The 22,949-nt window shown below is 69.2% G+C and carries 20 protein-coding genes; 11 read left to right on the top strand and 9 right to left on the bottom strand.

What is annotated here, in order from left to right; translation table 11 throughout:
• Positions 1-127: 127 nt before the first annotated feature.
• The 4 genes from AB5I40_RS14370 to AB5I40_RS14355 all read right to left on the bottom strand — a co-directional run bounded on the left by AB5I40_RS14370 (position 128) and on the right by AB5I40_RS14355 (position 2,190).
• Positions 128-691, bottom strand: a complete 564-nt coding sequence (locus AB5I40_RS14370) for a dihydrofolate reductase family protein (protein WP_370938989.1) — start codon at positions 689-691, stop codon at positions 128-130.
• An 85-nt stretch (positions 692-776) separates the two neighbouring features.
• Entirely contained in the window at positions 777-1,427 is a 651-nt protein-coding gene (locus AB5I40_RS14365; protein WP_370938988.1) for a DUF899 domain-containing protein, read from the bottom strand.
• Positions 1,424-1,861: an SRPBCC domain-containing protein gene (locus AB5I40_RS14360; protein WP_370938987.1), complete on the bottom strand. Its 438-nt coding sequence runs from the start codon at positions 1,859-1,861 to the stop codon at positions 1,424-1,426. Before AB5I40_RS14360 ends, AB5I40_RS14365 begins: the two co-directional genes overlap by 4 nt.
• On the bottom strand, positions 1,858-2,190 hold the full coding sequence (locus tag AB5I40_RS14355; protein ID WP_116205990.1) for a helix-turn-helix transcriptional regulator: 333 nt from the start codon (positions 2,188-2,190) through the stop codon (positions 1,858-1,860). Before AB5I40_RS14355 ends, AB5I40_RS14360 begins: the two co-directional genes overlap by 4 nt.
• 122 nt (positions 2,191-2,312) lie before the next feature.
• Between AB5I40_RS14355 and icmF the strand changes: the two genes are divergently transcribed.
• Entirely contained in the window at positions 2,313-5,552 is a 3,240-nt protein-coding gene (icmF, locus tag AB5I40_RS14350) for a fused isobutyryl-CoA mutase/GTPase IcmF (RefSeq protein ID WP_370938986.1), read from the top strand.
• Positions 5,553-5,556: 4 nt separating this feature from the next.
• Here icmF and AB5I40_RS14345 read toward each other — a convergent pair whose 3' ends face one another.
• Positions 5,557-6,261 carry a class I SAM-dependent methyltransferase gene (locus tag AB5I40_RS14345; protein ID WP_370938985.1) on the bottom strand — a complete coding sequence of 235 codons (705 nt, stop codon included), beginning with the start codon at positions 6,259-6,261 and terminating at the stop codon, positions 5,557-5,559.
• 107 nt (positions 6,262-6,368) lie between these two features.
• On the opposite strand from AB5I40_RS14345, the gene AB5I40_RS14340 reads away from it, so the two are divergent.
• Positions 6,369-7,205, top strand: coding sequence for an LLM class F420-dependent oxidoreductase (locus AB5I40_RS14340; protein ID WP_370938984.1), 837 nt, complete (start codon positions 6,369-6,371; stop codon positions 7,203-7,205).
• A gap of 59 nt (positions 7,206-7,264) precedes the next feature.
• On the opposite strand, the gene AB5I40_RS14335 is transcribed toward AB5I40_RS14340, so the two are convergent.
• Complete coding sequence (locus AB5I40_RS14335; RefSeq protein WP_370938983.1) at positions 7,265-9,262, bottom strand: acyl-CoA dehydrogenase family protein; 1,998 nt, start codon at positions 9,260-9,262, stop codon at positions 7,265-7,267.
• Between the two features lie 164 nt (positions 9,263-9,426).
• Here AB5I40_RS14335 and kstR point away from each other — a divergent pair, with 164 nt between their 5' ends.
• The 6 genes from kstR to AB5I40_RS14305 all read left to right on the top strand — a co-directional run bounded on the left by kstR (position 9,427) and on the right by AB5I40_RS14305 (position 16,159).
• Positions 9,427-10,059, top strand: coding sequence for a cholesterol catabolism transcriptional regulator KstR (kstR, locus tag AB5I40_RS14330; protein WP_037809922.1), 633 nt, complete (start codon positions 9,427-9,429; stop codon positions 10,057-10,059).
• A gap of 425 nt (positions 10,060-10,484) precedes the next feature.
• Complete coding sequence (locus AB5I40_RS14325) at positions 10,485-13,220, top strand: DEAD/DEAH box helicase (RefSeq protein WP_370938982.1); 2,736 nt, start codon at positions 10,485-10,487, stop codon at positions 13,218-13,220.
• Positions 13,220-14,374, top strand: a complete 1,155-nt coding sequence (locus AB5I40_RS14320; RefSeq protein ID WP_370938981.1) for an SWIM zinc finger family protein — start codon at positions 13,220-13,222, stop codon at positions 14,372-14,374. The genes AB5I40_RS14325 and AB5I40_RS14320 overlap by 1 nt, the downstream gene beginning before the upstream one ends.
• A gap of 58 nt (positions 14,375-14,432) precedes the next feature.
• Complete coding sequence (locus AB5I40_RS14315; protein ID WP_370938980.1) at positions 14,433-15,254, top strand: SDR family NAD(P)-dependent oxidoreductase; 822 nt, start codon at positions 14,433-14,435, stop codon at positions 15,252-15,254.
• 1 nt (position 15,255) lies between these two features.
• Positions 15,256-15,804: a TetR/AcrR family transcriptional regulator gene (locus AB5I40_RS14310; RefSeq protein ID WP_370938978.1), complete on the top strand. Its 549-nt coding sequence runs from the start codon at positions 15,256-15,258 to the stop codon at positions 15,802-15,804.
• Between the two features lie 10 nt (positions 15,805-15,814).
• Positions 15,815-16,159, top strand: coding sequence for a hypothetical protein (locus tag AB5I40_RS14305; RefSeq protein WP_370938977.1), 345 nt, complete (start codon positions 15,815-15,817; stop codon positions 16,157-16,159).
• Here AB5I40_RS14305 and AB5I40_RS14300 read toward each other — a convergent pair.
• A complete protein-coding gene (locus AB5I40_RS14300; RefSeq protein WP_370938976.1) occupies positions 16,145-16,855 on the bottom strand; it encodes a helix-turn-helix transcriptional regulator in 711 nt (236 codons plus the stop codon). The two genes, AB5I40_RS14305 and AB5I40_RS14300, sit on opposite strands and share 15 nt — an antisense overlap.
• Positions 16,856-16,996: 141 nt before the next feature.
• On the opposite strand from AB5I40_RS14300, the gene folE reads away from it, so the two are divergent.
• Positions 16,997-17,599 (top strand): GTP cyclohydrolase I FolE, encoded by a 603-nt coding sequence (folE, locus tag AB5I40_RS14295; RefSeq protein WP_370938975.1) that lies wholly within the window; start codon positions 16,997-16,999, stop codon positions 17,597-17,599.
• Here folE and AB5I40_RS14290 read toward each other — a convergent pair.
• Positions 17,563-18,801, bottom strand: a complete 1,239-nt coding sequence (locus AB5I40_RS14290; RefSeq protein ID WP_370938974.1) for an alpha/beta hydrolase fold domain-containing protein — start codon at positions 18,799-18,801, stop codon at positions 17,563-17,565. The two genes, folE and AB5I40_RS14290, sit on opposite strands and share 37 nt — an antisense overlap.
• A 59-nt stretch (positions 18,802-18,860) precedes the next feature.
• On the opposite strand from AB5I40_RS14290, the gene AB5I40_RS14285 reads away from it, so the two are divergent.
• Positions 18,861-20,255 carry a wax ester/triacylglycerol synthase family O-acyltransferase gene (locus AB5I40_RS14285; RefSeq protein WP_370938973.1) on the top strand — a complete coding sequence of 465 codons (1,395 nt, stop codon included), beginning with the start codon at positions 18,861-18,863 and terminating at the stop codon, positions 20,253-20,255.
• Here AB5I40_RS14285 and AB5I40_RS14280 read toward each other — a convergent pair.
• Positions 20,252-21,883: a TIGR04141 family sporadically distributed protein gene (locus tag AB5I40_RS14280; protein ID WP_370938972.1), complete on the bottom strand. Its 1,632-nt coding sequence runs from the start codon at positions 21,881-21,883 to the stop codon at positions 20,252-20,254. The genes AB5I40_RS14285 and AB5I40_RS14280 overlap by 4 nt on opposite strands.
• Before the next feature lie 493 nt (positions 21,884-22,376).
• Here AB5I40_RS14280 and AB5I40_RS14275 point away from each other — a divergent pair, with 493 nt between their 5' ends.
• Positions 22,377-22,916, top strand: a complete 540-nt coding sequence (locus tag AB5I40_RS14275) for a Uma2 family endonuclease (RefSeq protein ID WP_370940521.1) — start codon at positions 22,377-22,379, stop codon at positions 22,914-22,916.
• Positions 22,917-22,949 lie beyond the last annotated feature (33 nt).

The raw sequence follows: 22,949 nt of genomic DNA, 5'->3' as shown, positions 1-22,949 counted from the left end.
GACTTCGTCGTCGCGGCGGGATCGCCTTTAAGTCGGCGTGTGGAGGGGCAGTGCGCCCGGCCCGGGGGGCCGTGCACACTGCCCCTCCACACGCCGACGCGATCCCGCGTTGTGGTTGGGTGAGTGGTCAGCGCTTCGTGCGGTGCCGGAGTAGTACGACGGTGTTGTCGAAGGTGCGGGTTTCTACGAGCTGCAATTGCACGCGGTCGGCACCTTCGGCGAAGGGGCGTTTGTCGCCGCCCAGGATTACTGGGTGGATGCAGACCTGGTACTCGTCGATGAGGCCTCGGCGGCCTAGTTCCGCAGCCAGGGCGTAGCCGCCCATCACGATGATGTCGCCCTCTGCGGTGGCTTTGTGTTTGGCGACTTCTTCGGTCAGGTCGCCGTTGGCGACTGTGGTGTTCCAGGCTGCCTTGGTCAGGGTGCGGGAGAAGACCAGTTTCGGTTTTTCCCGCCAGATCGGGGCGAAGGCCAGGTCGTGGGGGTGGGTCGAGATGGACTCCACGTCGGGCCAGTAGCTCGACATCAGTTCCCATACTCGGCGGCCGTAGGCGAACATTCCGGCGCGTTTCGACAGTTCGTTCGCGTAGTCCGAGAGTTCCGGGCCCATGTGGGGCCAGTCGAACTCTCCTGCGGGGCCTTCGATGCAGCCGTCCAGTGAGGTGTGGACGAAGAAGATCAGGTCGGCCATGGCGGGCTCGCTTCCTTGATGAGTGTTGGTCACCAGAGGGTCGGAGCGGCCATGGCCGACTGGACATCAGTGCGCGGGGAAGTTTTCAGTACTCGTCGTGGCGGCGCCACCAGCTGCTGGGGGCGTCGGTGCCGCGGGACTCTTCCTCCCAGGCCTCTTGGCGGCCGAACGGGGTGACGTCTAGGTATCGCAGCGTGCTGATGAACTGGTCGCCGCCGCGGCCGTCGGTGAAGTAGGTGCGGTAGACGTCGTCGCCGTCGCGGAGGAAGACGCTTACGCCGAAGCCGCCGTCGATGCCGCAGTCTGCTGGGAAATCCGTGCCTGCGGCGGAGGCCCAGGGGATCGTCCAGCCCATCTTGGACCAGTACCGGTCGATCTCCGGTGCGGTTGCGGGGGCTACGACCTTGAGGGTTACGTCGCGGGCGTGCAGGTGGGCTGGGTGGGCCATGTTGTCGACCAGCAGCGAGCAGCCGGGGCAGCCCACTTCGTCGCCGGGGTACAGCATGAAGTGGTAGACGATCAGCTGGCGGCGGTCGTCGAAGAGGTCCAGCAGGCTTTGAGTGCCGTTCGAGGTGGTGAATTCGTACTGCTTCGGGAATTGGACCATGGGCATTCGGCGGCGTTCGGCGGCCAGCCGGTCGGCTGCGCGGGTGTGTTCTTTTTCCTTGCACAGCAAAGCTTCCCGAGCGCTGGCCCATTCTTCCGGCGAGACGACACGGGGGAGTGCGACAGTCATTTCCATTCCTCCAGGATGCGGTCGAGATCTTCGAAACTGGACTGCCAGCCGTCGCTGTGTCCGTCGCGCTCGGCTTCGTTCGGGAACGGAGCCTGATGGAACGTCATCGAGGTTTTCCCTGCCAGCTCGGCGAAATCGATGGTGACGAGCGTTTCGCCGACTTCGTCTTCCGGGTGCTGCCAGCGGAACGTGAACACGAGCCGGGACGGGGCCGCGACTTCGCGGTAGGTGCCGGACACCCGGCGGTCGAGGGCGTGTTCGGTGCTGGTGATCCGGCTGTGCCAGGCGCCGCCAGGGCGCGGGTCCGTGCGGGTTTCGGACGCGACGAACCCGTGCGGGCCGAACCAGGCGGCCAGGTGGGCGGGATCGGTCCAGGCTTGGAACACCAGCTCGCGCGGGGCGTCGAAGACCCGCACGATGGTCAGCTCGCTCATTCGGTCCCCTCCTGAAGCTGGCGCAGGTGCTCGTCCAAGCGGTCGAAGCCGGTTTCCCAGAAGTGCCGGTACTCGGCGACCCAGCCCGCGACGTCCGCCAGCGGTGCGGCTTCCAGGCGGCACGGGCGCCACTGGCGGGTGCGGCCGCGGCTGATCAATCCGGCTTGTTCCAGCACTTTCAGGTGCTTCGACACGGCTTGCAGGCTCACCTCGAACGGCGCGGCCAGCTCGTTGACGGTGGCCTCGCCACGAGTCAGGCGGGCGAGGATCGCGCGGCGGGTCGGGTCTGCCAGCGCGGCGAAGGTGGTGCTCAGCTGGTCTGTCGGCATCGGTGCTCAATCACTTGGTTAATTAACTGATGCGTTGAATATAGCGACGCTGTCAACCCTTGAGAGCCGGGTCACTTCGGGCTCGGGTTTCCAATAGTAGGAAGTCCTAGTAAATTGGGAGGATGAGCGGCAGCGACCTGTACCGTCCCGCGAACCCGGTCCGGTTCGTCACGGCATCCAGCTTGTTCGACGGCCACGACGCCTCGATCAACATCATGCGCCGGATCCTGCAGTCCCAGGGCGCGGAGGTGGTCCACCTCGGCCACAACCGCTCCGTCGACGAGGTGGCCACGGCCGCGATCGCCGAGGACGTCCAGGGCGTCGCCATCTCCGCCTACCAGGGCGGGCACGTCGAGTACTTCAGCTACCTCGTCGAGCTGCTGAACGAGCGCGGCGCGGGGCACATCAAGGTGTTCGGCGGCGGCGGTGGCGTCATCGTGCGCGAGGAGATCGACCTGCTGCATTCGCGCGGCGTGGCGCGGATCTTCTCGCCCGAAGACGGCTACGAGATGGGCCTGCCGGGCATGATCAACTTGATGATCAAGGAGTGCGACAGCGACCTGTCCGCGCAGCCGCCCGCCTCGGTCGACAAGCTGCTGTCCGGCGACGTGCAGGCGCTTGCCCGGGTGATCACCCAGCTGCAGCGCGAAAACCTGCCCGCCGAATGGCTGTCGGCGATCAACGAGGCCGCCGGGCAGAAGCACGTGCCGGTCCTCGGCATCACCGGCACCGGCGGGTCCGGCAAGTCCTCGCTGACCGACGAGCTGATCCGCCGTTTCCGGCTCGATCAGGAAGACAAGCTGCGCATCGCGGTGCTCGCGGTGGACCCGTCGCGGCGCAAGGGCGGCGGCGCGCTGCTCGGCGACCGGATCCGGATGAACTGCCTTGACGGTTCTCCGGTGTACTTCCGTTCGCTCGCCACGCGTACGACCAGCGGCGAGATTCCCGCCGGACTGAGCGAGTCGATTCTTGCTTGCAAGGCGGCCGGATTCGACCTGGTGATCGTGGAGACGCCGGGGATCGGCCAGGGCGACGCGGGCATCGTCGACTACGTGGACGAGTCGCTGTACGTGATGACGCCGGAGTTCGGCGCCGCGTCACAGCTGGAGAAGATCGACATGCTCGACTTCGCCGACGTGGTAGCGATCAACAAGTTCGAGCGGCGCGGCGCTGAGGACGCGCGTCGCGACGTTGCGCGCCAGATGGTGCGCAACCGCGAGGCGTTCGGGTCCGCGCCCGAGGAAATGCCGGTGTACGGCACGAGCGCGGCGAAGTTCAACGACGACGGCGTGACCGCGCTGTACCAGCACCTGCGCGACATGCTCGCCGACCGCGGGCTGTCGGTGTCGGCCGGTACGCTGCCGGCGGTGTCGGGCAAGGTCTCCACCGACGCCAGCACGATCATTCCGGGCAGCCGGGCGCGCTACCTCGCCGACATCTCCGAAACCGTGCGCGGATACCACGAGAAGACCGAGAAGCAGGTTGCCGCGGTACGCAAGTACGAGCACCTCGCCGAGGCCAAGGCCGCGCTGTCCGAAGTGGACGCGAACACCGACGCGCTGGACGGCCTCATCGCCGCCGCGGAGTCCGATGTGGACGGCGAGTCGACAAAGCTCCTCGAACGGTTCCAGGCGCTCGCCGCGGAATACCGCCAGGACGAGCTGGTGGTGAAGATCCGGGACAAGGAGCTGCACACCCAGCTGTGGCGGGAAACCCTGTCCGGCAACCGGATCCCGCGCGTCGCGCTGCCGCGCTACACCGAGTCCGGCGAGCTGCTTTCGTTCCTGCGGCGGGAAAACCTGCCCGGCTACTTCCCGTATACCGCGGGCGTGTTCCCGTTCAAGCGCGAGGGCGAGGACCCGGCGCGGATGTTCGCCGGCGAAGGCGACGCGTTCCGCACGAATCGCCGGTTCAAGCTGCTGTCGGCCGATTCCGAGGCCAAGCGGCTGTCGACGGCGTTCGACTCGGTCACGCTGTACGGCCACGACCCGGACACCCGCCCGGACATCTACGGCAAGGTCGGCACCTCCGGCGTCTCCATCGCGACGCTGGACGACATGAAGGCGCTCTACGACGGCTTCGACCTGACCGCGCCGAACACCTCGGTGTCGATGACGATCAACGGCCCCGCGCCGACGATCCTCGCGTTCTTCCTCAACACCGCGATCGACCAGAAGTTCGCCGCGTTCCGTGAGGAGCACGGCCGCGAACCGTCCGAGGCCGAGGCCGCGCAACTGCGCGAGTGGGCGCTGAAGAACGTGCGCGGCACCGTGCAGGCGGACATCCTCAAGGAAGACCAGGGCCAGAACACCTGCATCTTCTCCACCGAGTTCAGCCTCCGGATGATGGCCGACATCCAGGAGTGGTTCATCCAGCACGGGGTGCGCAACTTCTACTCGGTGTCGATTTCCGGCTACCACATCGCCGAGGCCGGGGCGAACCCGATCTCGCAGCTGGCTTTCACGCTCGCCAACGGGTTCACCTACGTGGAGTCGTACCTGGCGCGCGGCATGGACATCGACGATTTCGCGCCGAACCTGTCGTTCTTCTTCTCCAACGGGATGGACGCGGAGTACTCGGTGCTCGGCCGGGTCGCGCGGCGGATCTGGGCCGTGGCGATGCGCGAGCGGTACGGCGCGAACGACCGGTCGCAGAAGCTCAAGTACCACGTGCAGACCTCCGGCCGCTCGCTGCACGCGCAGGAGATGAGCTTCAACGACATCCGCACGACGCTGCAGGCGCTGTGTGCGCTGTACGACAACGCGAACTCCTTGCACACCAACGCGTTCGACGAGGCGATCACCACGCCTTCGGAGTCCTCGGTGCGGCGTGCGATGGCCATCCAGATGATCATCAACAAGGAGTGGGGCCTGTCGAAGAACGAGAACCCGCTGCAGGGCTCGTTCGTGATCGACGAGCTGACCGACCTGGTCGAGGAGGCCGTGCTCACCGAGTTCGACCGGATCTCCGAACGCGGCGGCGTGCTCGGCGCGATGGAGACCGGCTACCAGCGCGGCCGGATCCAGGACGAATCGCTGCTGTACGAACGCAAGAAGCACGACGGTTCGCTGCCGATCATCGGCGTCAACACCTTCCGCAACCCGAAGGCGGGAGAGGGCGACGTCGAGGTGGAATTGGCCCGCGCGACCGAGGACGAGAAGCAGTCGCAGCTGCGCAGGCTCGCCGATTTCCAGCAGGGGCACCGCGAGGAGGCCCAGCAGGCGCTCAAGGCGCTGCGCGACGCGGCCACCCGCGGCGGCAACCTGTTCGACGTGCTCATGGATGCCGCGCGGGTGTGCTCGCTCGGTCAGATCACCGAGGCGTTCTTCGAGGTCGGCGGCCAGTACCGGCGCAACGTCTGATCCGTCAGGCCCGGGTGGCGGCCAGCCGCCATACCGGGGCGAGGACCCGGCCCTGCTCGTCGACGTCCAGCGAGTCGAGCGCGGCCGGGTCCGGCGGTTCGCCCTCCGAGAGGGCGGCGACCGCGGCGATCAAGCCCTCGCGGCTCATCGCGGTGGTGTAGACGGCTGGTTCGAGCACGGTGATCGTCCAGCCGTTGCCGACCGTTTCGCGCAGATTCTGCTCGGTGATCCGGTACGGGATCGGGAAGTTCTCCGGTACCGCGTCGGAGAAGCAGAAGATGTTCAGCTGTGCGCCGGGCTTGGTCGCGCGCACGAGCGCAGCCACGTACGCGTGCCGCTGTTCTTCGTCGAGACAGTGGTAGAGCGCGCTGTCGAGGACCGCGTCGAAACGGCCTTCGTATCCTTCGAGCCGGGTTGCGTCGGCCTGGGCGAAAGTGAGGTCTAGGCCGCGCTTCGCGGCGGTTTCGCGGGCACGCGCGAGTGCGGTCGGCGCGCCGTCGAGACCGGTTACGCGGTGTCCGCGAGACGCGAGGAACATCGCGTTTTCGCCGAGGCCGCAACCGATGTCGAGCACGTCGCCGTGGAATCCGCCGTCCGCTTCGAGCGCGACCACCGCGGGCTGCGGGCCCGCGATGTCCCACGGGATCTTCTCCCCGATCGGGGTCTTGCCTTGGTACATGTCCTCGAAGTCGACGTCCGTCACGTCCATCCGGAGCCTCCTATTCAACGGGTGATGATTTAACGCTAGCGGACGAGGCCGGTGATCTGTCAACAGCCCGCGGGAATACTTGCCCGTTCCCCGGAGTAGAAGGAGGCATGGATTTCGGCATTTCGACGTTCGTGACCGACGAAGGCATCCGGCCCGACGTGCTCGGCGAGGCGGCGGAGGAGCGCGGTTTCGCGTCCCTTTTCCTCGCGGAGCACTCGCACATCCCGACGAGCCGCGAAACGCCGTACCCCAGCGGGGGCGAGCTGCCGCGGGTCTACTACCGCACGCTTGACCCGTTCGTGGCGCTTACGGCCGCCGCGGTGAACACCTCGAACCTGGTGCTGGGCACCGGTGTCGCGCTGCTGATCCAGCGCGACATCATCCACACCGCAAAAGAGGTGGCCTCGCTCGACCTGATCTCGCGCGGCCGGTTCGCCTTCGGTGTCGGGGCGGGCTGGAACCGGGAGGAAATGGTCAACCACGGCACCGATCCGAAGACCCGGGGCGCGTTGCTGAACGAGCAGATCGCCGCGCTGAAGGCGATCTGGACGCAGGAGGAGGCCGAGTTCCACGGCAAGCACATCGACTTCGACCCGATCTTCGCGTGGCCGAAGCCAGTGCGGACGCCGCATCCGCCGATCCTGGTCGGCGGCTCGAGCGACGCGGCGCTGAAGCGGCTGATCGAGCACGGCGACGGCTGGATCCCGAACCCCGCGGTGTCGCCGGACGGCGTGCGCCGCGTGCGCCAGCAGCTGGCTGAGGCGGGGCGCGGGGACATGCCGTCGCAACTCTTCGGCGGACCGGCCGACGCGGACGCGATCAAGCAGTACGCCGACGCCGGGCTGGACCACTACGGGTTCATGCTGCCGACGCTGCCGGAGGCGGAAACGCTGGCGCTGCTGGACGAATACGCCCGCCTCGCCGCCGCTTTCCGGGCTGAGTGACGTGCCGTGAAGGACTCCTTGAGGGAATCAGATTCCCTCAAGGAGTCCTTCACGGACCTTCAGCGGGGGAGGCCGAGCACGCGTTCGGCGGCGGCGGACAGCAGGACTTGCGTGGTGCCGCCCGCGATGGACAGGCAGCGGGTGAGCAGGAACTCCTGTGCTGCTTGAGTTTCCGCCGTCAGTTCCGGGGCGAGGTCCAGGGCGAATTCGGCGGTTTCCTGTCGATGCCGTACGCCGAGCAGCTTCGCCACCGACGATTCCGCGCCGGGTCCGAGGCCGTCGAGCCGTCGCAGTGTCGCTCGTAGGTCGAGCACTGAACACGCGCTGCCTTGTCCGATCAACGCGCCGAGCCGGTCGCGGTCCACGTCCGCAGGGGCCGATTCCAGCAAAGCCTCGACGTTCTCGCCCACCGCCGAGCCGCGGCCGAGCGCGACGCGTTCGTTCGCCAGCGTCGTGCGCGCCAGTTTCCAGCCCGCGCCGGGTTCGCCGACGACATCGGCGTCGGGAACGAAGACGTCGTCCAGGAAAACCTCGTTGAACACGCTCCGCCCGGTGATCTCGCGCAGCGGCCGCGTGGTGATTCCGGCGGCGCGCATGTCGACCAGGAAGTACGTGATTCCTTTGTGCTTCGGCACATCCGGGTCGGTGCGCGCGAGGCAGATCGCCCAATCCGCCTCGTGCGCGAGCGACGTCCACACCTTCTGCCCGGTCAGCAGCCAGCCGCCGTCGGCCCGGCGCGCCACGGTGCGCAGCGACGCGAGATCCGAGCCGGCGCCGGGTTCGGAGAACAGCTGACACCACGTCACCTCGCCGCGCAGCGTCGGCTTGGCGAAGCGTTCGCGCTGGTCGTCGGTGCCGTGCGCGAGAATCGTCGGCACTGCCCAGCCGCCGATCACCATGTCCGGCCGACGGACGTCGGCTGCCGTCAGCGCGGTGTCGATCCGCAGTTGCGTCGCCGCGTCCGCGCCCATGCCGTACGGCTGGGGCCAGTGCGGAGCCAGCAACCCCGAGTCCGCGAGTGCGGCGCGCCGATTTTCCTCTGGCAGCGCAGTGATTTCCGCGACCAGCCGGGTCACCTCGGCGTCCTCGCCGACGTTCACCCCGAGCGTCCGCCGCTTCCCGGCCAACGCGAGGTCCGCGGCCCGCTTCCGCCACCGTTGCGAACCGCCGAGCCACTGCCGCAACGCCAACGCGCGACGCAGGTACAGGTGTGCCTCGTGCTCCCAGGTGAACCCGATCCCGCCGAGTACCTGGATGCAGTCCTTCGCGTTCTCAACCGCAGCGTCCAGCGCCACCGCCGCCGCGCTCGCGACAGCCAGCGGATCGCCGACCGACGAAGCAGCGTCCCAGGCCAGCGCCTCGGCCGCTTCGGTTCGGCACAGCATCTCCGCGCAGAGGTGTTTCACTGCCTGGAAAGCACCGATCACCTGGCCGAACTGCTCCCGGACCTTGGCGTACTCGACGGCCGTCGTGAGGCACCAGCGCGCGACGCCCGCCGCCTCCGCGACCGCGAGCGTCGCCGCGAGATCGCGGACGTCCGGCAGATCGAGAACCTCGCCCGGCACGTCGGCCTTGACGCGTCCCAGCGATCGCGAAAAGTCGAAGGGAGCCAACGGTTCCACTGCCGCGCCCGGCGGGATCAGCACGTACCGCTCGCCTCGCGGCACGAGCAACCACGACTCGGCATCCGCGCCGGGAACCGTCGCCTCGTCCAACTGCACCGCGACCTGTGCGGTCCCGTCGGCGATCTCGGCGGCGAGTTCCTTCGAATGCTCGGCGAGCAGGAGCCCGGCCAGGGCGGTGCTCAGCAACGGTCCCGGCACCAGCGCTTCCGCCGCGGCGGCGAGCCCGGCAGCGAGATCCGCGACGGTCCCGTCCGCGCCGTTCACCGACGCGGGCAGCGCGATGCCGGTGAGGCCGAGCGCGGCGAACCCGTCCGGCAGACCGGCGCCAGTGGTTTCGGCCGCGCGCACAGCGGCGACCGGATCGTGTGCCGCCGCCCAGGCCTGCACGGCGGCAGCGAGCGCGGTTTGTTCCTCGGTGAGCGCGACCGGCATCGGTCTCCTCCTCGCGGGGTACGGAGCTACTGGCGAGTGTAGAACGTGTTACAGTTTTTTCGCCAGGCGGTCGAGAGTTGAACCTTTCTCCAGGGCAGGTACGCTTAGCCGGAAACTGGAACGAGTTCCGCAAGACTGCTTGCGAGACGACAGAGGGGAATGCGATGCCGGGGAAGGCGAAGACGCCGGCGGCGAAAACGCGGGCGAACGGCCTCGGCGCGATGGGCGAGGAACTGGGCTCCGCGGCCCAGCGGGACCGCCGCCGCCGCATCATCGACGCGACGCTTTCGCTGGCCTCCAAGGGCGGCTACGACGCGGTGCAAATGCGCGCGGTCGCCGAGAAGGCCGACGTCGCGCTGGGCACGCTGTACCGGTATTTCCCGTCGAAGATTCACCTGCTCGTGTCGGGTCTGGCGCAGCAGTTCGAAGCCGCGCACGAGAAGATCCAGCGCAGCGCGATCCCCGGCGAAACCCCCGCCGAGCGGCTGATGTTCGTCCTGGGCCGCAACACCCGCCTCATGCAGCGCGATCCGCACCTCACCGAGGCGATGGTGCGCGCGTTCATGTTCGCCGACACGTCCGCGGCCGCCGAGGTCGAACTGGTCGGCCGCTTGATGGAGGACATGTTCGCGAGCGCGATGGGCATCGACGACCCAACTGAAGCGGACCGCGACATCTTCCACGTGGTGGCTGATGTTTGGATGGCGAACCTGGTCGCGTGGGTGACCCGCCGCGCCTCCGCCGCTGATGTCGCGAGCCGCCTGGAACTCTCCGTCCACCTGCTCCTGGACAAGTAGCCGTACGTGAGGGGAACCCTGAGGGAATCAGATTCCCTCAGGGTTCCCCTCACGTACCTTCCGGCTCCCGCCCGCCCAGAGCCGCTGCCGCCGGTGCGCCCCAATGCCACATTGGGTGCGTCAGACGCACCGAACGCCACATTGGGTGCGTCGCATGCACCCAATGCCACATTGGGGGCGCTAGCCCCCGTCCTCGCCAACCGCCGCCGATGCACCCAACGATCGAGGCACCCAGCCCCACCCCCGCACCCCGATATGAAGCGTCCCTGCGGTCTGGGGGTGCTTGTCAAGGCATCTTTCCCGCCTTGACAAGCACCCCCAGACCGTCAGCACACTCACGCTTCGGGGTGCCCCACGCAACCACCAAGCGATGTCGCCGCCAGGCGACGAGCAGAACTGTCGTACCCAAGCGTTACCGTGCCCAAGTGGAGTTCGACCAGACCACCCAAGCCACCTACCTCCCCTCGGATCCCCCGCGAGAGGGAGTTCTGGCACTGTGGGGCGACGAGATCGAGGGAGACACCCCGATCCAGCTAGTCCTGCCCGGCGGCGGAAAATTCGCCCGCACCGAGGTAGTAGCGCGGCTGATCCCGCTGGCAACCGCCATCCCGAGGCTGCTCGTCGTGCCGGACGACACCAGCCCGGCGCTGGCAGCATGGTCGGCAGTAGTCAACGCAGGAGTGAATCTCGTAGCACGGGGGAGGTTGCGCCCAGCGTCCACCCCGAGCGGTCTGGGCACCTGGCGAGTAGGCCCGCTAGACGCCGCCGACGAGGAACTCCTGCGCGGACTCGCGGCTGCGTTGCCCCCCGAAGCACACGCACTGCCGCTATCCGGCGTCAAGCGAATCCGCCTGCACTCGCCAGAATCACTAGTCCGCGCGGTATGGGACGCAGCGGCGGACGTCCTCGTGCGCAGCCCGGCAGCAGCGGTCGGATCCGGCGGGACGGCGTTCGCGGAATCGCAACCCACACTGCTAGACCCAGACGGCGCAGCATGGCTCACCGAGCTGGAAGCCCGTCGCCCCGACGGGGCACAACTGCTGCTGCGGATCGAAGCGACTGACGAGGAATTCGCCGGAGTCCTAGCCGTCCGTTCCACTCTCGAACCGAGCCTGGTGGTCGAAGCAGCCACCCTCTGGAACGCTCCCGAAGCCGTCCTGCACCGGCTCGGCGACCAAGTGGAAACGCAACTTCTGCTGGGGCTCAGGCGAGGCGCGCGAGCCTGGCCGCCGCTGGGCCGAGTCCTGTCCGAACCGGCACCGACCACGCTTCCATTGTCCGACGACGACGTAGTCGACCTGCTCGGCACCGGTGCGCGAGATCTGGGCGGCGCGGGCATCGAAGTCTTGTGGCCCAAGGATCTTTTCGCCGGCGAGGTCCGGGCGAAGGCGAGCGTGACGCAAGCCCCGGCGAGCGAATCCGGTCCCGCGTTCCCGCTCAACGGCCTGCTGGAGTTCCGCTGGCGGCTCAGCCTCGGCGGCAGCGAACTCACCGACGAAGAGGTCGCGGCGCTCGCCGAAGCGAAACGTCCGCTGGTCCGGTTGCGTGGCCAGTGGGTGAAGCTCGATCCCGCCCTGCTGGCGCGAATGCGGGCTCGGCGTTCGCGGCTCACCGGTGCCGAAGCGCTGGCCGCGGCGCTCACCGGCGAGCTGGAGGTTGATGGCGAACGAGTCGAGTTCGCCCCGCAGCCAGCATTGTCGGGGCTCGCCGAACGGCTGCGCGAAAGGGATCCCGCGCCTGTCGAGGAACCGGCGGGACTCACCGCCACGCTGCGCCCGTATCAACGGGCCGGGCTGGGCTGGCTCATCGCCATGACCGAACTCGGCCTAGGTGCCTGCCTTGCCGACGATATGGGGCTGGGCAAGACAATCCAGCTCATCGCCTTGCATCTGCATCGCCGCGCGCAGACGGCGGGGCCGACGCTCGTGCTGTGCCCGACGTCGCTGCTGGGCAACTGGGAACGAGAGTTCGGCAAGTTCGCACCGGACGTCCCGGTGCGCCGGTTCCACGGCGGCGGTCGGCATCTCGACGACCTGGCCCCGGACGAGGTCGTGCTCGCCACGTACGGGGTGCTGCGCCGCGACCGAGAGCTACTGTCCGAAGTGGACTGGGGTATGGTCGCGGCGGACGAGGCGCAGCACGTCAAGAATCCGTTGTCCGCCACGGCAAAAGAGCTGCGGCAGGTGCCCGCGGCAGCCCGCGTGGCGCTCACTGGCACGCCGGTGGAGAACCGGCTCACCGAACTGTGGTCGCTGCTCGACTGGACCACGCCGGGGCTGCTCGGCCCGCTGGAGAAGTTCCGGCGCACCGTGGCGCGGCCGATCGAACGGGACCGGGACGAGACGGTCACCGGTCGGCTGGCCGCGACGGTCCGGCCGTTTCTGTTGCGCCGCCGCAAAACCGACCCGGACATCGCGCCGGAGCTGCCGCGCAAGACCGAGACCGACCGGTATGTCCCGCTGACCGCCGAGCAGACCACGCTGTACGAGGCGGTGGTGCGGGAAAACCTCGCGCAAATCCGTGAGGCGCAAGGGGTGCAGCGGCGCGGCCAGGTGCTGAAGCTGCTCACCGAACTCAAGCAGATCTGCAATCACCCGGCGCACTACCTCAAGGAAAGCACCGGCACGCTGAGCGGACGGTCGGGCAAGCTCGCCGCGTTCGAGGAACTGCTGGACGTCATCCTCGACGAAGGCGAGAGCGTGCTGGTGTTCAGCCAGTACGTGCGGCTGTGCCGGTTGCTGGAGCGGCGCCTCGCCGAGCGCGGGCTGCCCACCGCGCTGCTGTCCGGTGAGGTCGGGCCGAATCAGCGCGACGAGATGGTGGCCGCGTTCCAGTCCGGCGAGGTCCCGGTGTTCCTGTTGTCGCTCAAGGCGGGCGGCGTCGGGCTCAACCTCACCCAGGCCACGCACGTGATCCATTACGACCGCTGGTGGAACCCGGCGGTGGAGGACCAGGCCACCGACCGCGCGTACCGGATCGGCCAGGACCGGCCGGTGCAGGTGCACCGGCTGATCGCGGAGGGCACGCTGGAGGAGCGCGTCGCCGCGGTGCTGGAGACCAAGCGCGGGCTGGCCGACGCGGTCGTCGGCGCGGGGGAGGACTGGATCACCGAACTGTCCGACGACCAGCTCGCCGATCTCGTCCGGCTGGGGAGCGGCTGATGCCGCCGCGGCGGACGTTCGGGAGCCGGTGGTGGGGCCGGGCGTGGGTGGAAGCGCTGGAGCAGCGCGCCAAGCTGGACCCGAACCGGCTGCCGCGCGGGCGGACGTACGCGCGCAAGGGCGTAGTGGACCAGCTGGCGATCAGCGCGGGCGAGATCACCGCTTGGGTGCGCGGAAGCAGGCCGGATCCGTACCGCGTCGCCATCCGGATGCGCGAGTTCAGCGCCGAGGAATGGGACAGGCTGCTCGACGTCGCGGGCCGTCGGCTCGGGCACGCCGCCGCCCTGCTCGATGGCGAACTGCCGGAGGAACTGGCCGTCCAGGCTCGCGAGGCCGGGGCCGACCTGCTGCCCGGACCCGGCGACCTGAGGCCGCGCTGTTCCTGTCCGGACAGCGCGAATCCGTGCAAACACGTGGCGGCGGTGTACTACCTGGTCGCCGACGAGGTGGACGCCGATCCGTTCGTGCTGTTCACCCTGCGCGGGCGCGGCCGGGACGAGGTTTTGGCTCAGCTGCGCGAATTGCGGACCCCCAGCGCCGCCCGTCCGGCTCGCGCGCCGGACGTCGGGCTGACACCGAAAAAGGCATACGCGCGGCGGATCGCGCCGCTGCCGCCGTTGCCCGCGATCCCCAGCGAACCCGGTCCGCCCGCCGTGCTCGACCTCGATCCGCCCGCGCGCACCGGCCTGACGTCCGCCGCCCTCGCCGCTCTGGCCGCCGATGCCGCGTCGCTCGCGTTCGGCCTGCTGCACACCCGGGATGCCTTGGCGGACTTGACTTTCGCCGAAGACCTGGCCCGTCGCGCCGCGCGGCCGGGAGCGGACGTGTTCGGGCTGGCCACTGCCGCCGAGGTCGCGCCGTCGGAGCTGATCGTGGCGGCGCAGGCGTGGCGGGAAGCGGGTCGCAGCGGGTTGGCGGCGTTGCGGGACGTGTGGAGTCCCGGACCGGGGCCGTTGGCGGTGGCGCGCGCGGAACTCGCGGAATTGCCGGGGGAGGTGAAGGTGTGGCGTAACCGGATCACGGTCGGGCCGGTGCAGCTCCGGTATGGCCGGGACAGCCGGTGGTACCGCTTCGTGCGAGTCGCGGGCCAGTGGTGGCCGGACGGACCTCCGGCCGAGCAGCCGGTCGATCTCGCCTACCCGGCGGAGGGCTGAATCACGTGCGCTCAGCCAAACGAGACGGTCCGTCTCGTTTTGTGCTACCGTCTGCGGCATGACGAGAACATGGGTGATCACCGGAACGAGCCGCGGCCTGGGCCGGGCGTTGGCGATCGCCGCCGCGGAAGCGGGCGACCGGGTGCTGGCCGCCGTCCGCGCGCCGGGGAGTGCGCCGGAGCACCGGAATGTCGTCGAGCACGTGCTCGACGTGCGTAACCGGGCCGCGGCGCGGGAAACCGTGGAGCGGGCCCTGTCCGAGTTCGGCCGGCTGGACGTCGTGGTGAACAACGCCGGATACGGGCTGGTCGGCATGGCCGAAGAGGTAAGCGAGGACGAAGCGCGGGACATCCTGGAGACGAACGTGCTGGGTGCGCTGTGGCTGACCCAAGCCGCGCTGCCGGTGCTGCGCGAGCAGCGGTCGGGCCACGTCGTGCAGATCTCCTCGGTCGGCGGTGCCGGTTCGGTGCCGGGATTCGGGCTTTACAGCGCGAGCAAATGGGGGCTGGAGGGAATGAGCGAAGCGATCGCACAAGAGGTCGCGGAGTTCGGTGTGCGGGTGAGCATCGTCGAACCGGGCGGGATGGACACCGAATGGGCCACCGGCAGCATGCGGTTCGCCGCCCCGAACCCGGCGTACGACGGCCTGCGCGAGCGAATGTTCGGCACGACGACGGTTCCGTGGGCGACCACCGGCACCGGCGGCGGCACCCCGCCCGCGGACATCGCCGCCGAAATCCTGCGGCACGTCAACGACCCCGCCGACCAACGGCTGCGTGTCCTGGCAGGAGCCGACGCCCCCGCGATGGTCGCGACCGCACTGTCGGGACGCCTGACGGATTACCGGCAGGACAAGCGTTTCGCCGACGCGGAGATCTGACATGGCCCGCGCCAGCACCCGGGCCCGCGTCCACGCCGCGGTGCTCTCCCTCGCCGCCGAGTCCGGTTTCGGCGGCCTGACCATGGAGGGCATCGCGGCCCGCGCGGGCGCCGGAAAGCAAACGCTGTACCGCACGTGGTCGTCGCCCGCCGCGGTGCTGCTGGATGCGCTGCTGGAGCAAAGCCTGGACGCTTCCGGCGAAGTCGCCATCCCCGACACCGGCGATCTTCGCGCGGATTTGGCGACCTTGGTCCACGGCATGATCGCCGAACTGACCGACCCCGCGACCGACCGCCTGCTCCGCGCGGTGACTGCCGAACTGCAGACCGACCCGGCGATCGGTGCCGAAGTCCTGGACCGCCTGCTGGGCCCGCAACTGCGCGCGATCGCCGACCGCCTGGCCCGCGCCGGGGTCGGATGCCCGGAGGACGGCGCGGAACTGTTGCTGGGCCCGGTTTTCCACCGCTGGCTGCTGCGCACGCGACCGTTCACGGAGGACTGGCCCGCCGCCCACGTGGAGCGGGTGCTGCGCGCGGTTTCGTTCGGCTAGCTTTGCGAACGTGGCAAGAAAGACAGCACGACCCGACCCCGGCAGCTGGGCGCAGCAACGCCCGCTCATGCTCGACCGCTGCCAGGACTGGAAAGCCGACCTGGAATCCCGAGTCCCGGCGCGAAACGTCGCCGTGGAGCTGCACCCGGAGTCAGCACCGGCGCTGACCATCCCGTGGAACTGGTTCCTCGCCTTCGACATCGACGGCACCGAATTCGAAGCGCTGGTCATCCACGACCTCTCGGCGGCCGTCTTCGAAGACAGCACCGGCGTCTTCGACGATCACGTCAAGTTCGAAGACGTCCCCGCCTACCTCGCCCGCAGGCTGAAGCAGGCCAGGTCAACTGCCGGCTGACTCAGACCCCCGAAGCTCCACGCAGCACCCGCCATCGCGCGGCGCGACCCGGGCCGTAGCCACCCCCGGCACTTCCAGCCCCTCCACGACCCCGGTCAGGAACCGGTCGGTCATCCCGCACACCAGATCCGGCGCGCGTCCGGCCAGCGGCTGGAACGGACAGTTGCGCATCCGCAGGCACACCGGCGTCTCGCGGTTCGGCTCGAAACCGTGCCGGGCCAGGACCGTGCTCGCCAGCGTCAGCCCGCGTTCCGTGCCCAGCCGGCCGGGGCGGGAGCGTTCGCGTTCGGCGGTGCCGGCCGCGGAACCGTGCCGTCCGGCCTCTCGCAGGGCGGCGTCCCGGGCCGGTTCTCCGGGGGCCGCCGAGGCGACCGCGTCCACCAGGATCGCGGCCAGCACGTCCGGATGCCGGGGCGGGATGGTGATCGTGAAATCGGTCGCGGCGGGCTCGTAGACCTTCGGGGCGCGGCCCACCTTGCGGACGCCGCCGACGGTCTCGTAGCGGGCGCTCAGGAGTCCGGCCGTCACGAGTTTGTCCAGGTGGAAGGCTGCCAGCTTGCGCGAGATGCCGACCGCCGAGGCCGCCTCCTCGCGCGTCACCGGGCGGCCGGCGTCGCGGATGAACGCGTACATCCCCCGGCGCAGGTCCTCGTCCAGCGCCGCTACCGCGCGGATGGTCGCCAGGTCACTCGTCACACACCCACGATAACGCCCAGCGAGGTTCTCCGAACCCGCTACCCGGCTTGTTCACCTGGTCACATTGACTCCGGGAGGCGATAAGACCAAGATTTGTAGGCGAAACCCGTCCTGCCAGCACCGACCGCCCGAGGATCGCCCATGCAGTCGTCCGGAACCGCCCTCCGCGTCGTCCACGAGCCCGATCCCGGCCTCGACCTGGCCGCGGCTGAAACCGCCGCGGGGGACTTCCTGCGCGCGCTCGGCGTCAGCCTCGACTCGGAGAGCCTGCGCGGCACCCCCGGCCGGATGGCGCGCGCGTACGCGGAGCTGTTCACGCCCCGCGAGTTCGACCTCACCACGTTCCCCAACGACGAGGGCTACGACGAGCTGGTGCTGGCCCGCGACATCCCGGTCCGGTCGGTCTGCGAACACCACCTGCTGCCGTTCATCGGCGTCGCGCACGTCGGGTATCTGCCGGGCGAGCGGATCCTCGGGCTGTCGAAGCTCGCGCGGATCGTCGAGTACTTCGCGTGCCGTCCGCAGGTGCAGGAGCGGCTGACGAAGCAGATCGCGGGCTGGCTCGGCGACCAGCTGGCACCGAAAGGCGTCGGCGTCGTGATCGAGGCTGAGCACACCTGCATGACCCTGCGCGGCGTGCAGGCGACCGGCTCGTCCACGGTCACGTCCACCCTGATGGGCACGCTCCGCGAGGACGCCCGGTCGCGTCAGGAATTCTTCTCGCTCACCGGCGTCAACGCCTGAGCGCGAGCCCAATCAAGAAAATGCTCGACGCCGCGCACCACGTGCGTGCTGCGGATGGACGGGAACACGTCGAACGCGTGCTGCGCGCCGGCGAGTTCCGCGTACGCCACCGGATGGGCGGATTTGGCGCGCAGCCGGGCGACGAACTCCCGCGCCTCGGCGACCGGCACGAGCGAATCGTGGCGGCCGTGGATCACGAAGAACGGCGGCGCGTCCTCGGCGACCCGGTCCATCGGGGACGCCGCGAGATAGTCGTCCAGCCGGTGTTCCGGCGCGAACACCCGCCGCGCCATCAGGCTTTCCAGCCGGTACCGGCTTTCCTCCTCGCCGGTCGACGCGGCGATGTCGTACACGCCGTAGTGCGGCACGCAGGCCTGCACGCTCGTGTCCGCCTCCTCGAAACCGGGCTGCAGCGCCGGGTCGTTCTGGCTCAGCGCGAGCAGCGCGGCCAGGTGCCCTCCCGCCGAACCGCCGGTGACCGCGACGAACCGCGGGTCGCCGCCGTACTCCGCGATGTGCTCGCGGATCCAGGCGAGCGCTTGCTTGGCGGCGACGATGTGCGCGGGCCAGCGCGACGCGGGGGAGAGCGGGTAGTTGATCGCCACGCAGACCCAGCCGCGGCGGGCGAGGTGGCGCATCAGCGGCAGGCCCTGCTGTTCCTTGTTGCCGATCGTCCACGCGCCGCCGTGGATCTGCAGCAGCACCGGCGCGTCGCGGACGGTTTCGCGCGGACGGTAGACGTCCAGCAGGAATCGTTTGCCGCCAGGGGCGTAAGCGACATTCCGGTCGCGCACCACATCCGGTTCGTGGATCCGGAACGGCATCAGCAGCCGTCCCCACGGCGTCGAGAAGTCCGACGGGCTCTCGAGTTGGCCGGCGTAGTCCTCGCCGAGTGCTTCGGTGAGCGCGGACTCGACCTCGATGCGCGCCTTCTGCGAGGTCGCGATCAGGGAGGCGAAACCGGCTGCGGACAGCGCCGCCAGCGCCAGCCCGGCGCGGTCGCGGCGCCGGTGCAACCCGTGGCGCGCGACGTGCTGCACGGTGTCGGCCGCGGTGAGAGCGAGCAGGTGCGGCGCGAGCTCGCCGGTGAGCCAGCCGGCGAAGAACACCGGGATCGAGGTCGGCCGCGGTTTCGGCGGCCGCAGCGCGAGCGCGGCGAGGCCGAGCTGCGCCGCCCGGCGGGTCACGAAGTCCGGTTTCACCTGCCCGATGCTACCTCCGCCGAGCGCCCCGGCCAGGGTTCTGCCTTACGCTGGCAGGCATGCAGCGACTGAGCGGGCTGGACGCGAGCTTCCTCTACCTGGAGACGCCCTCGCAGGTCCTGCACGTCTGCGGCCTGCTGACGCTCGACGGTTCGACCATGCCCGGCGGCTACGCGTTCCCCGAGTTCAAGCGCCGCCTCGCCGAACGCGTCGCGGTGATCCCGGCGTTCCGCCGCAAACTCCACAATCCACTCTGGAATCTCAACCATCCGGTGTGGGTCGAGGACGAGGATTTCGACCTCGACAACCACGTGCACCGGATCGGCCTGCCCGCGCCGGGCGACGACCGCGAGCTCGCCGAGATGTGCGCGCACATCGCCGGGCAGCGGCTCGACCGCGCGCATCCGCTGTGGCAGTGCTACGTCATCGAGGGGCTGTCGGACGGACGGCTGGCGGTGCTGCTGAAAATGCACCACGCGAGCGTCGACGGCGTCGGCGGGGCCAGCCTGATCGGCTACCTCGCAGGGCTCGAACCCGACGCGCCGCTGCCCGAGCTGCCTGCCGGCGAGCAGCACAACGACGGCCTGCCCACCCGGTTGCGGCTGCTGCGCGAGAGCGCCGATTCGCTGCTGCACCGGCCGTTCGAGATTGCCCGGCTGCTGCCGGAGCTGCTCGGTCTGGTGCCGAAGTGGGCGATGAAAACCGTGCGCGGCAAGGGAATGCCGGTGCCGTTCACCGCGCCGCGGACCTCGCTGAACGGGACCATCACCGGACACCGTTCGGTCGCGTTCGCGCAGCTGGACCTTGATGCGGTGAAGCAGGTGAAGGACGCTTTCGGCGTCACCGTGAACGACGTGGTGCTCGCGCTGGTTTCCGGCGCACTGCGGCAATTCCTGCTCGCTCGCGGCGAATTGCCGGGCGATCCGCTGGTGGCGACGGTTCCGGTGTCGGTGCATGAACGCACGGAACGCGATCATGGCAGCAACCGGGTTTCCGCCTTTTTCGCTTCGCTGCCCACGCATTTGCCCGACCCGGCGGCGCGCGTGTTCTTCCTGGCCGAGGCGAACCGGCGGGCGAAGGACCACCACTACGACATCGACGCCGACATGCTCGCCGACTGGGCCCAATTCTCCCCGGCGACGGTGTTCGGGCTGGGCGTGCGCGCGTATTCGGCGCTGCGCCTGGCCGAACGGCATCCGGTGGTGCACAACCTGATTATTTCGAACGTTCCCGGGCCGCCGATGCCGCTGTATTTGCTGGGCGCGCGGATCACCGGGCTGTATCCGCTGGGGCCGGTGTTTCACGGGGCGGGGCTCAACATCACGGTGTTGTCGAATGACGGCAAGGTCGGGGTGGGGTTGCTGGGGGCCAAGGAATTGGTGAAGGATCTGTGGCCGCTGGCGGACGCGTTGCCGGAGGCTCTGGACGAGCTGAGCAAGGCAGCGCCGGTCTAACGACGTTTCTTCTTCGCCGTGTAGGGGATGTCGGCGAACTTCAACGTCGCGCGCAGGCTGCGCACCGCTCGGTCCAGCCGCAGCAGGGCGACCTGGGAGAGCGTGAACAGCTCGTCCACGTTCCACGCCCGTCCAGCGGCAGCGAGCACGACAGTGTCCGGTGCGCCGCCCAGCATTCGCCCTGAGTCCAATGTAGACACCTTGTCGGCCAGCTGCGCCAACGCGTCCGGCTCGTCGTGCAGAGCCTCGGCGGACACCAGCGCCTGTGTGTAGAGATGGCTGGCCGCCGTCGCGCGGCCCAGCCACTTCACGTGGATCAGCTCATCCTCGGGCCCCAGCAGATCGCACAGCTCGAATCGCGGATGCAGGGGAGTGCTCGCGAAATCCTTGTCCAGGCACAGATACCCCGGAGCAAGAGCCGCCACTCGCTGGCAATACCGGTGTTCGTCATCAGGCTGACCGCTCGGCTTCCACGTGATGTCCGGCCAGGTGTGCTTGCGCGCCAACAGATCACGCACCTGATCCCGCATCTGCGCCACGTATGTTTCGCCGATCCGGTACCAGCGGGCCTGATGGAAGACGTACCGCGTGTGCTCGACAGTCGTCTCGAACACCAGCCAGCGAGCGGCGGGCAGCGGCGCTCCGGTGGGTTCCGCGCCGGCCTCGTCGGCGCAGGTCGTGATGCGGCCCGCGCGCAGGGCTTTCAGCCGTCGCTCAACGGGAATCGTCGCGAGGCGGGTGGTCAAGTGCTCCAGTTCCAGGCGGCCGGGCACGTGGATCGGGCCGCCAGGACCGAGCGTGGTGATGCGGAACGAACCGGCGTTCTCCGCGTCGTTCGCGGCGCTCGACGGCCAGGCGAGGCCGAGTGCGTCGCTGCCGCCGAGCGCTTCGGCCAGTTGCCGTTCCAGTTCGGGCACGAGCGGGTGGTGCCGGTCCATCGGGCGGGTCTGGGCGATGAAGCGCAGTGCGGAATCCGCGTCCGGTTCGTCGACGACGGCACCGACAGCGTCGAGATCGGCCAGGAACGCTTCGGGATCCTTCGCCAGCGGCGCCCACAGCGAGGTGCCGACGCGGATGCGGTAGCGCTTGCCGGTCACCCGGCCGTAGGTGAGGTCGGTCAGGTCCGCCGAACCCGCGAGCCGGTGGACGAGATCTCCGTACGGTTCGAGCCGGAACGCGGACAGTTCGCCGCCGCCCGGGATCGAAATCTGGGTGGCCCGCGCGGAAACGTCCAGCGCGGCGCTCGCGACGAGCCCGAGGTCGAACGGGTCGAGGCGGCGGATTCCGAAGCGCAGCCCGAAACCCTGCTCGACGTGTTCGTCGTTGAGCACGAGATGTCCCGCGCCCCAGGTGACCGCGTAGGTCCACGGCGGGCGCGGCACGAGGAGCACGGCGAACGGCAGCGTCGAGGGCAGGTCGAGCGGGCCGCCGCCGAGGGCCTCGGCGTGCTGCAGCCATTGCGGGGCCTCGGTGCGGAACGCGCCGGCGACCAGTCGCGCGCGGGCGCCGGGCAGGTCGACCGGGCGGTCGGCGCTGATCTGTTCGGGGGACAGCGGGGTCAGCAGGTCGGTTTCCGCGGCGGAGCCGTCGAGGCGGAAGAGGGACGCCGGGCGGCTGGGGGCAGGCATGCGACCACCACCGGAGGAGAAGAATTCGAACACGTCCGTTCAGCCTAGGCGGCGCAGCGGTCCGGCCGGTTAATCACGGAGCGCGAATGGCGTGCGGAATGGTGAAATTCCGCTGAATCACCCATTCACGGGACGCGGGCACCGCCGATGATAGGGTTTCCTTTCGGGATGCGCCAACGCGGGTTTTTCGAGGCCAGGCAACGGGTAGGTGATCCCGTGATGGCCGTTTACTGGACGCGGAATTGCGGTTTCGATAAATCGATCGGCTTCCGCGAAAGAACCTGTTCGCTGGGCACGGCTGCGCTGTCCGGGGCGGTATCCCCGCGTTTCGGTGACCCACGGTGAGCGATTCGGCGGCCGAGCCCCGCGGCGAATGGGCTAGCCGGGTCGGCGGCCGGTCGCGGGACGGTTCGCGCTGCCGCGCGTGCCCGACTACCCTGGCCGAGTCGTTTCCGGTCGGCCCGCCAGCGGGGGCAGCATGATGACAGTCCCGATGTTCGCGCACGGCGACCGTCTCACGCGTCGGGACCTGGAGACGATCTCGGATGAACGCCGCCGGTACGAGCTGGTGGACGGGACGCTTCTGGTGAGCCCGTCCCCGCGTCCGCTGCACCAGCGGGTGGTCGCGCGCCTCCTGGCCGCGCTCACCCCGGTGTGCCCTGCCGACTGCGAGGTCCTCCCCGCGCCGGTGGACGTGGTGCTCGACGAGTTCACCGTGATGATCCCGGACGTCGTGGTCGGGCGGCGCGAGACGTTCACCGAACGCGCGCTGGTCGGCGTCCCGGTGCTGGCGGTCGAGGTGGTGTCGCCGTCGAGCAGGCACATCGACCGGTTCCTGAAGCCGGCCCGGCTCGCGCTCGCGGGCTGCCCGTACTACTGGGTGATCGAACCGAACGAGCCGACGCTGAGCTGCTTCCGGCTGGTCGACGGCGAGTATGTGCTGGACGGGGAAGCTTCCGGGGACGATGCGGTGCGGCTGGAGGCGCCGTACCGGTTGGAGCTTCGGCCCGCGGACCTGGTTTCGACCTACTAGGGGGTCGTGAGTGGCAATCCCGGTTAGAACCGG

Source organism: Amycolatopsis sp. cg13, assembly GCF_041346965.1.
Lineage (GTDB): Bacteria > Actinomycetota > Actinomycetes > Mycobacteriales > Pseudonocardiaceae > Amycolatopsis.
The sequence above is the reverse complement of the archived record's forward strand: the minus strand, read 5'-3'. Positions and strand labels throughout refer to the sequence as shown.

Bases quoted from the DNA above. Each gene is read 5' to 3' on its own strand.
- AB5I40_RS14370 (WP_370938989.1), bottom strand. From the start codon at position 691: ATGGCCGACCTGATCTTCTTCGTCCACACCTCACTGGACGGCTGCATC.
- AB5I40_RS14365 (WP_370938988.1), bottom strand. From the start codon at position 1,427: ATGACTGTCGCACTCCCCCGTGTCGTCTCGCCGGAAGAATGGGCCAGC.
- AB5I40_RS14360 (WP_370938987.1), bottom strand. From the start codon at position 1,861: ATGAGCGAGCTGACCATCGTGCGGGTCTTCGACGCCCCGCGCGAGCTG.
- AB5I40_RS14355 (WP_116205990.1), bottom strand. From the start codon at position 2,190: ATGCCGACAGACCAGCTGAGCACCACCTTCGCCGCGCTGGCAGACCCG.
- icmF (WP_370938986.1), top strand. From the start codon at position 2,313: ATGAGCGGCAGCGACCTGTACCGTCCCGCGAACCCGGTCCGGTTCGTC.
- AB5I40_RS14345 (WP_370938985.1), bottom strand. From the start codon at position 6,261: ATGGACGTGACGGACGTCGACTTCGAGGACATGTACCAAGGCAAGACC.
- AB5I40_RS14340 (WP_370938984.1), top strand. From the start codon at position 6,369: ATGGATTTCGGCATTTCGACGTTCGTGACCGACGAAGGCATCCGGCCC.
- AB5I40_RS14335 (WP_370938983.1), bottom strand. From the start codon at position 9,262: ATGCCGGTCGCGCTCACCGAGGAACAAACCGCGCTCGCTGCCGCCGTG.
- kstR (WP_037809922.1), top strand. From the start codon at position 9,427: ATGCCGGGGAAGGCGAAGACGCCGGCGGCGAAAACGCGGGCGAACGGC.
- AB5I40_RS14320 (WP_370938981.1), top strand. From the start codon at position 13,220: ATGCCGCCGCGGCGGACGTTCGGGAGCCGGTGGTGGGGCCGGGCGTGG.
- AB5I40_RS14315 (WP_370938980.1), top strand. From the start codon at position 14,433: ATGACGAGAACATGGGTGATCACCGGAACGAGCCGCGGCCTGGGCCGG.
- AB5I40_RS14310 (WP_370938978.1), top strand. From the start codon at position 15,256: ATGGCCCGCGCCAGCACCCGGGCCCGCGTCCACGCCGCGGTGCTCTCC.
- folE (WP_370938975.1), top strand. From the start codon at position 16,997: ATGCAGTCGTCCGGAACCGCCCTCCGCGTCGTCCACGAGCCCGATCCC.
- AB5I40_RS14285 (WP_370938973.1), top strand. From the start codon at position 18,861: ATGCAGCGACTGAGCGGGCTGGACGCGAGCTTCCTCTACCTGGAGACG.
- AB5I40_RS14280 (WP_370938972.1), bottom strand. From the start codon at position 21,883: ATGCCTGCCCCCAGCCGCCCGGCGTCCCTCTTCCGCCTCGACGGCTCC.
- AB5I40_RS14275 (WP_370940521.1), top strand. From the start codon at position 22,377: ATGTTCGCGCACGGCGACCGTCTCACGCGTCGGGACCTGGAGACGATC.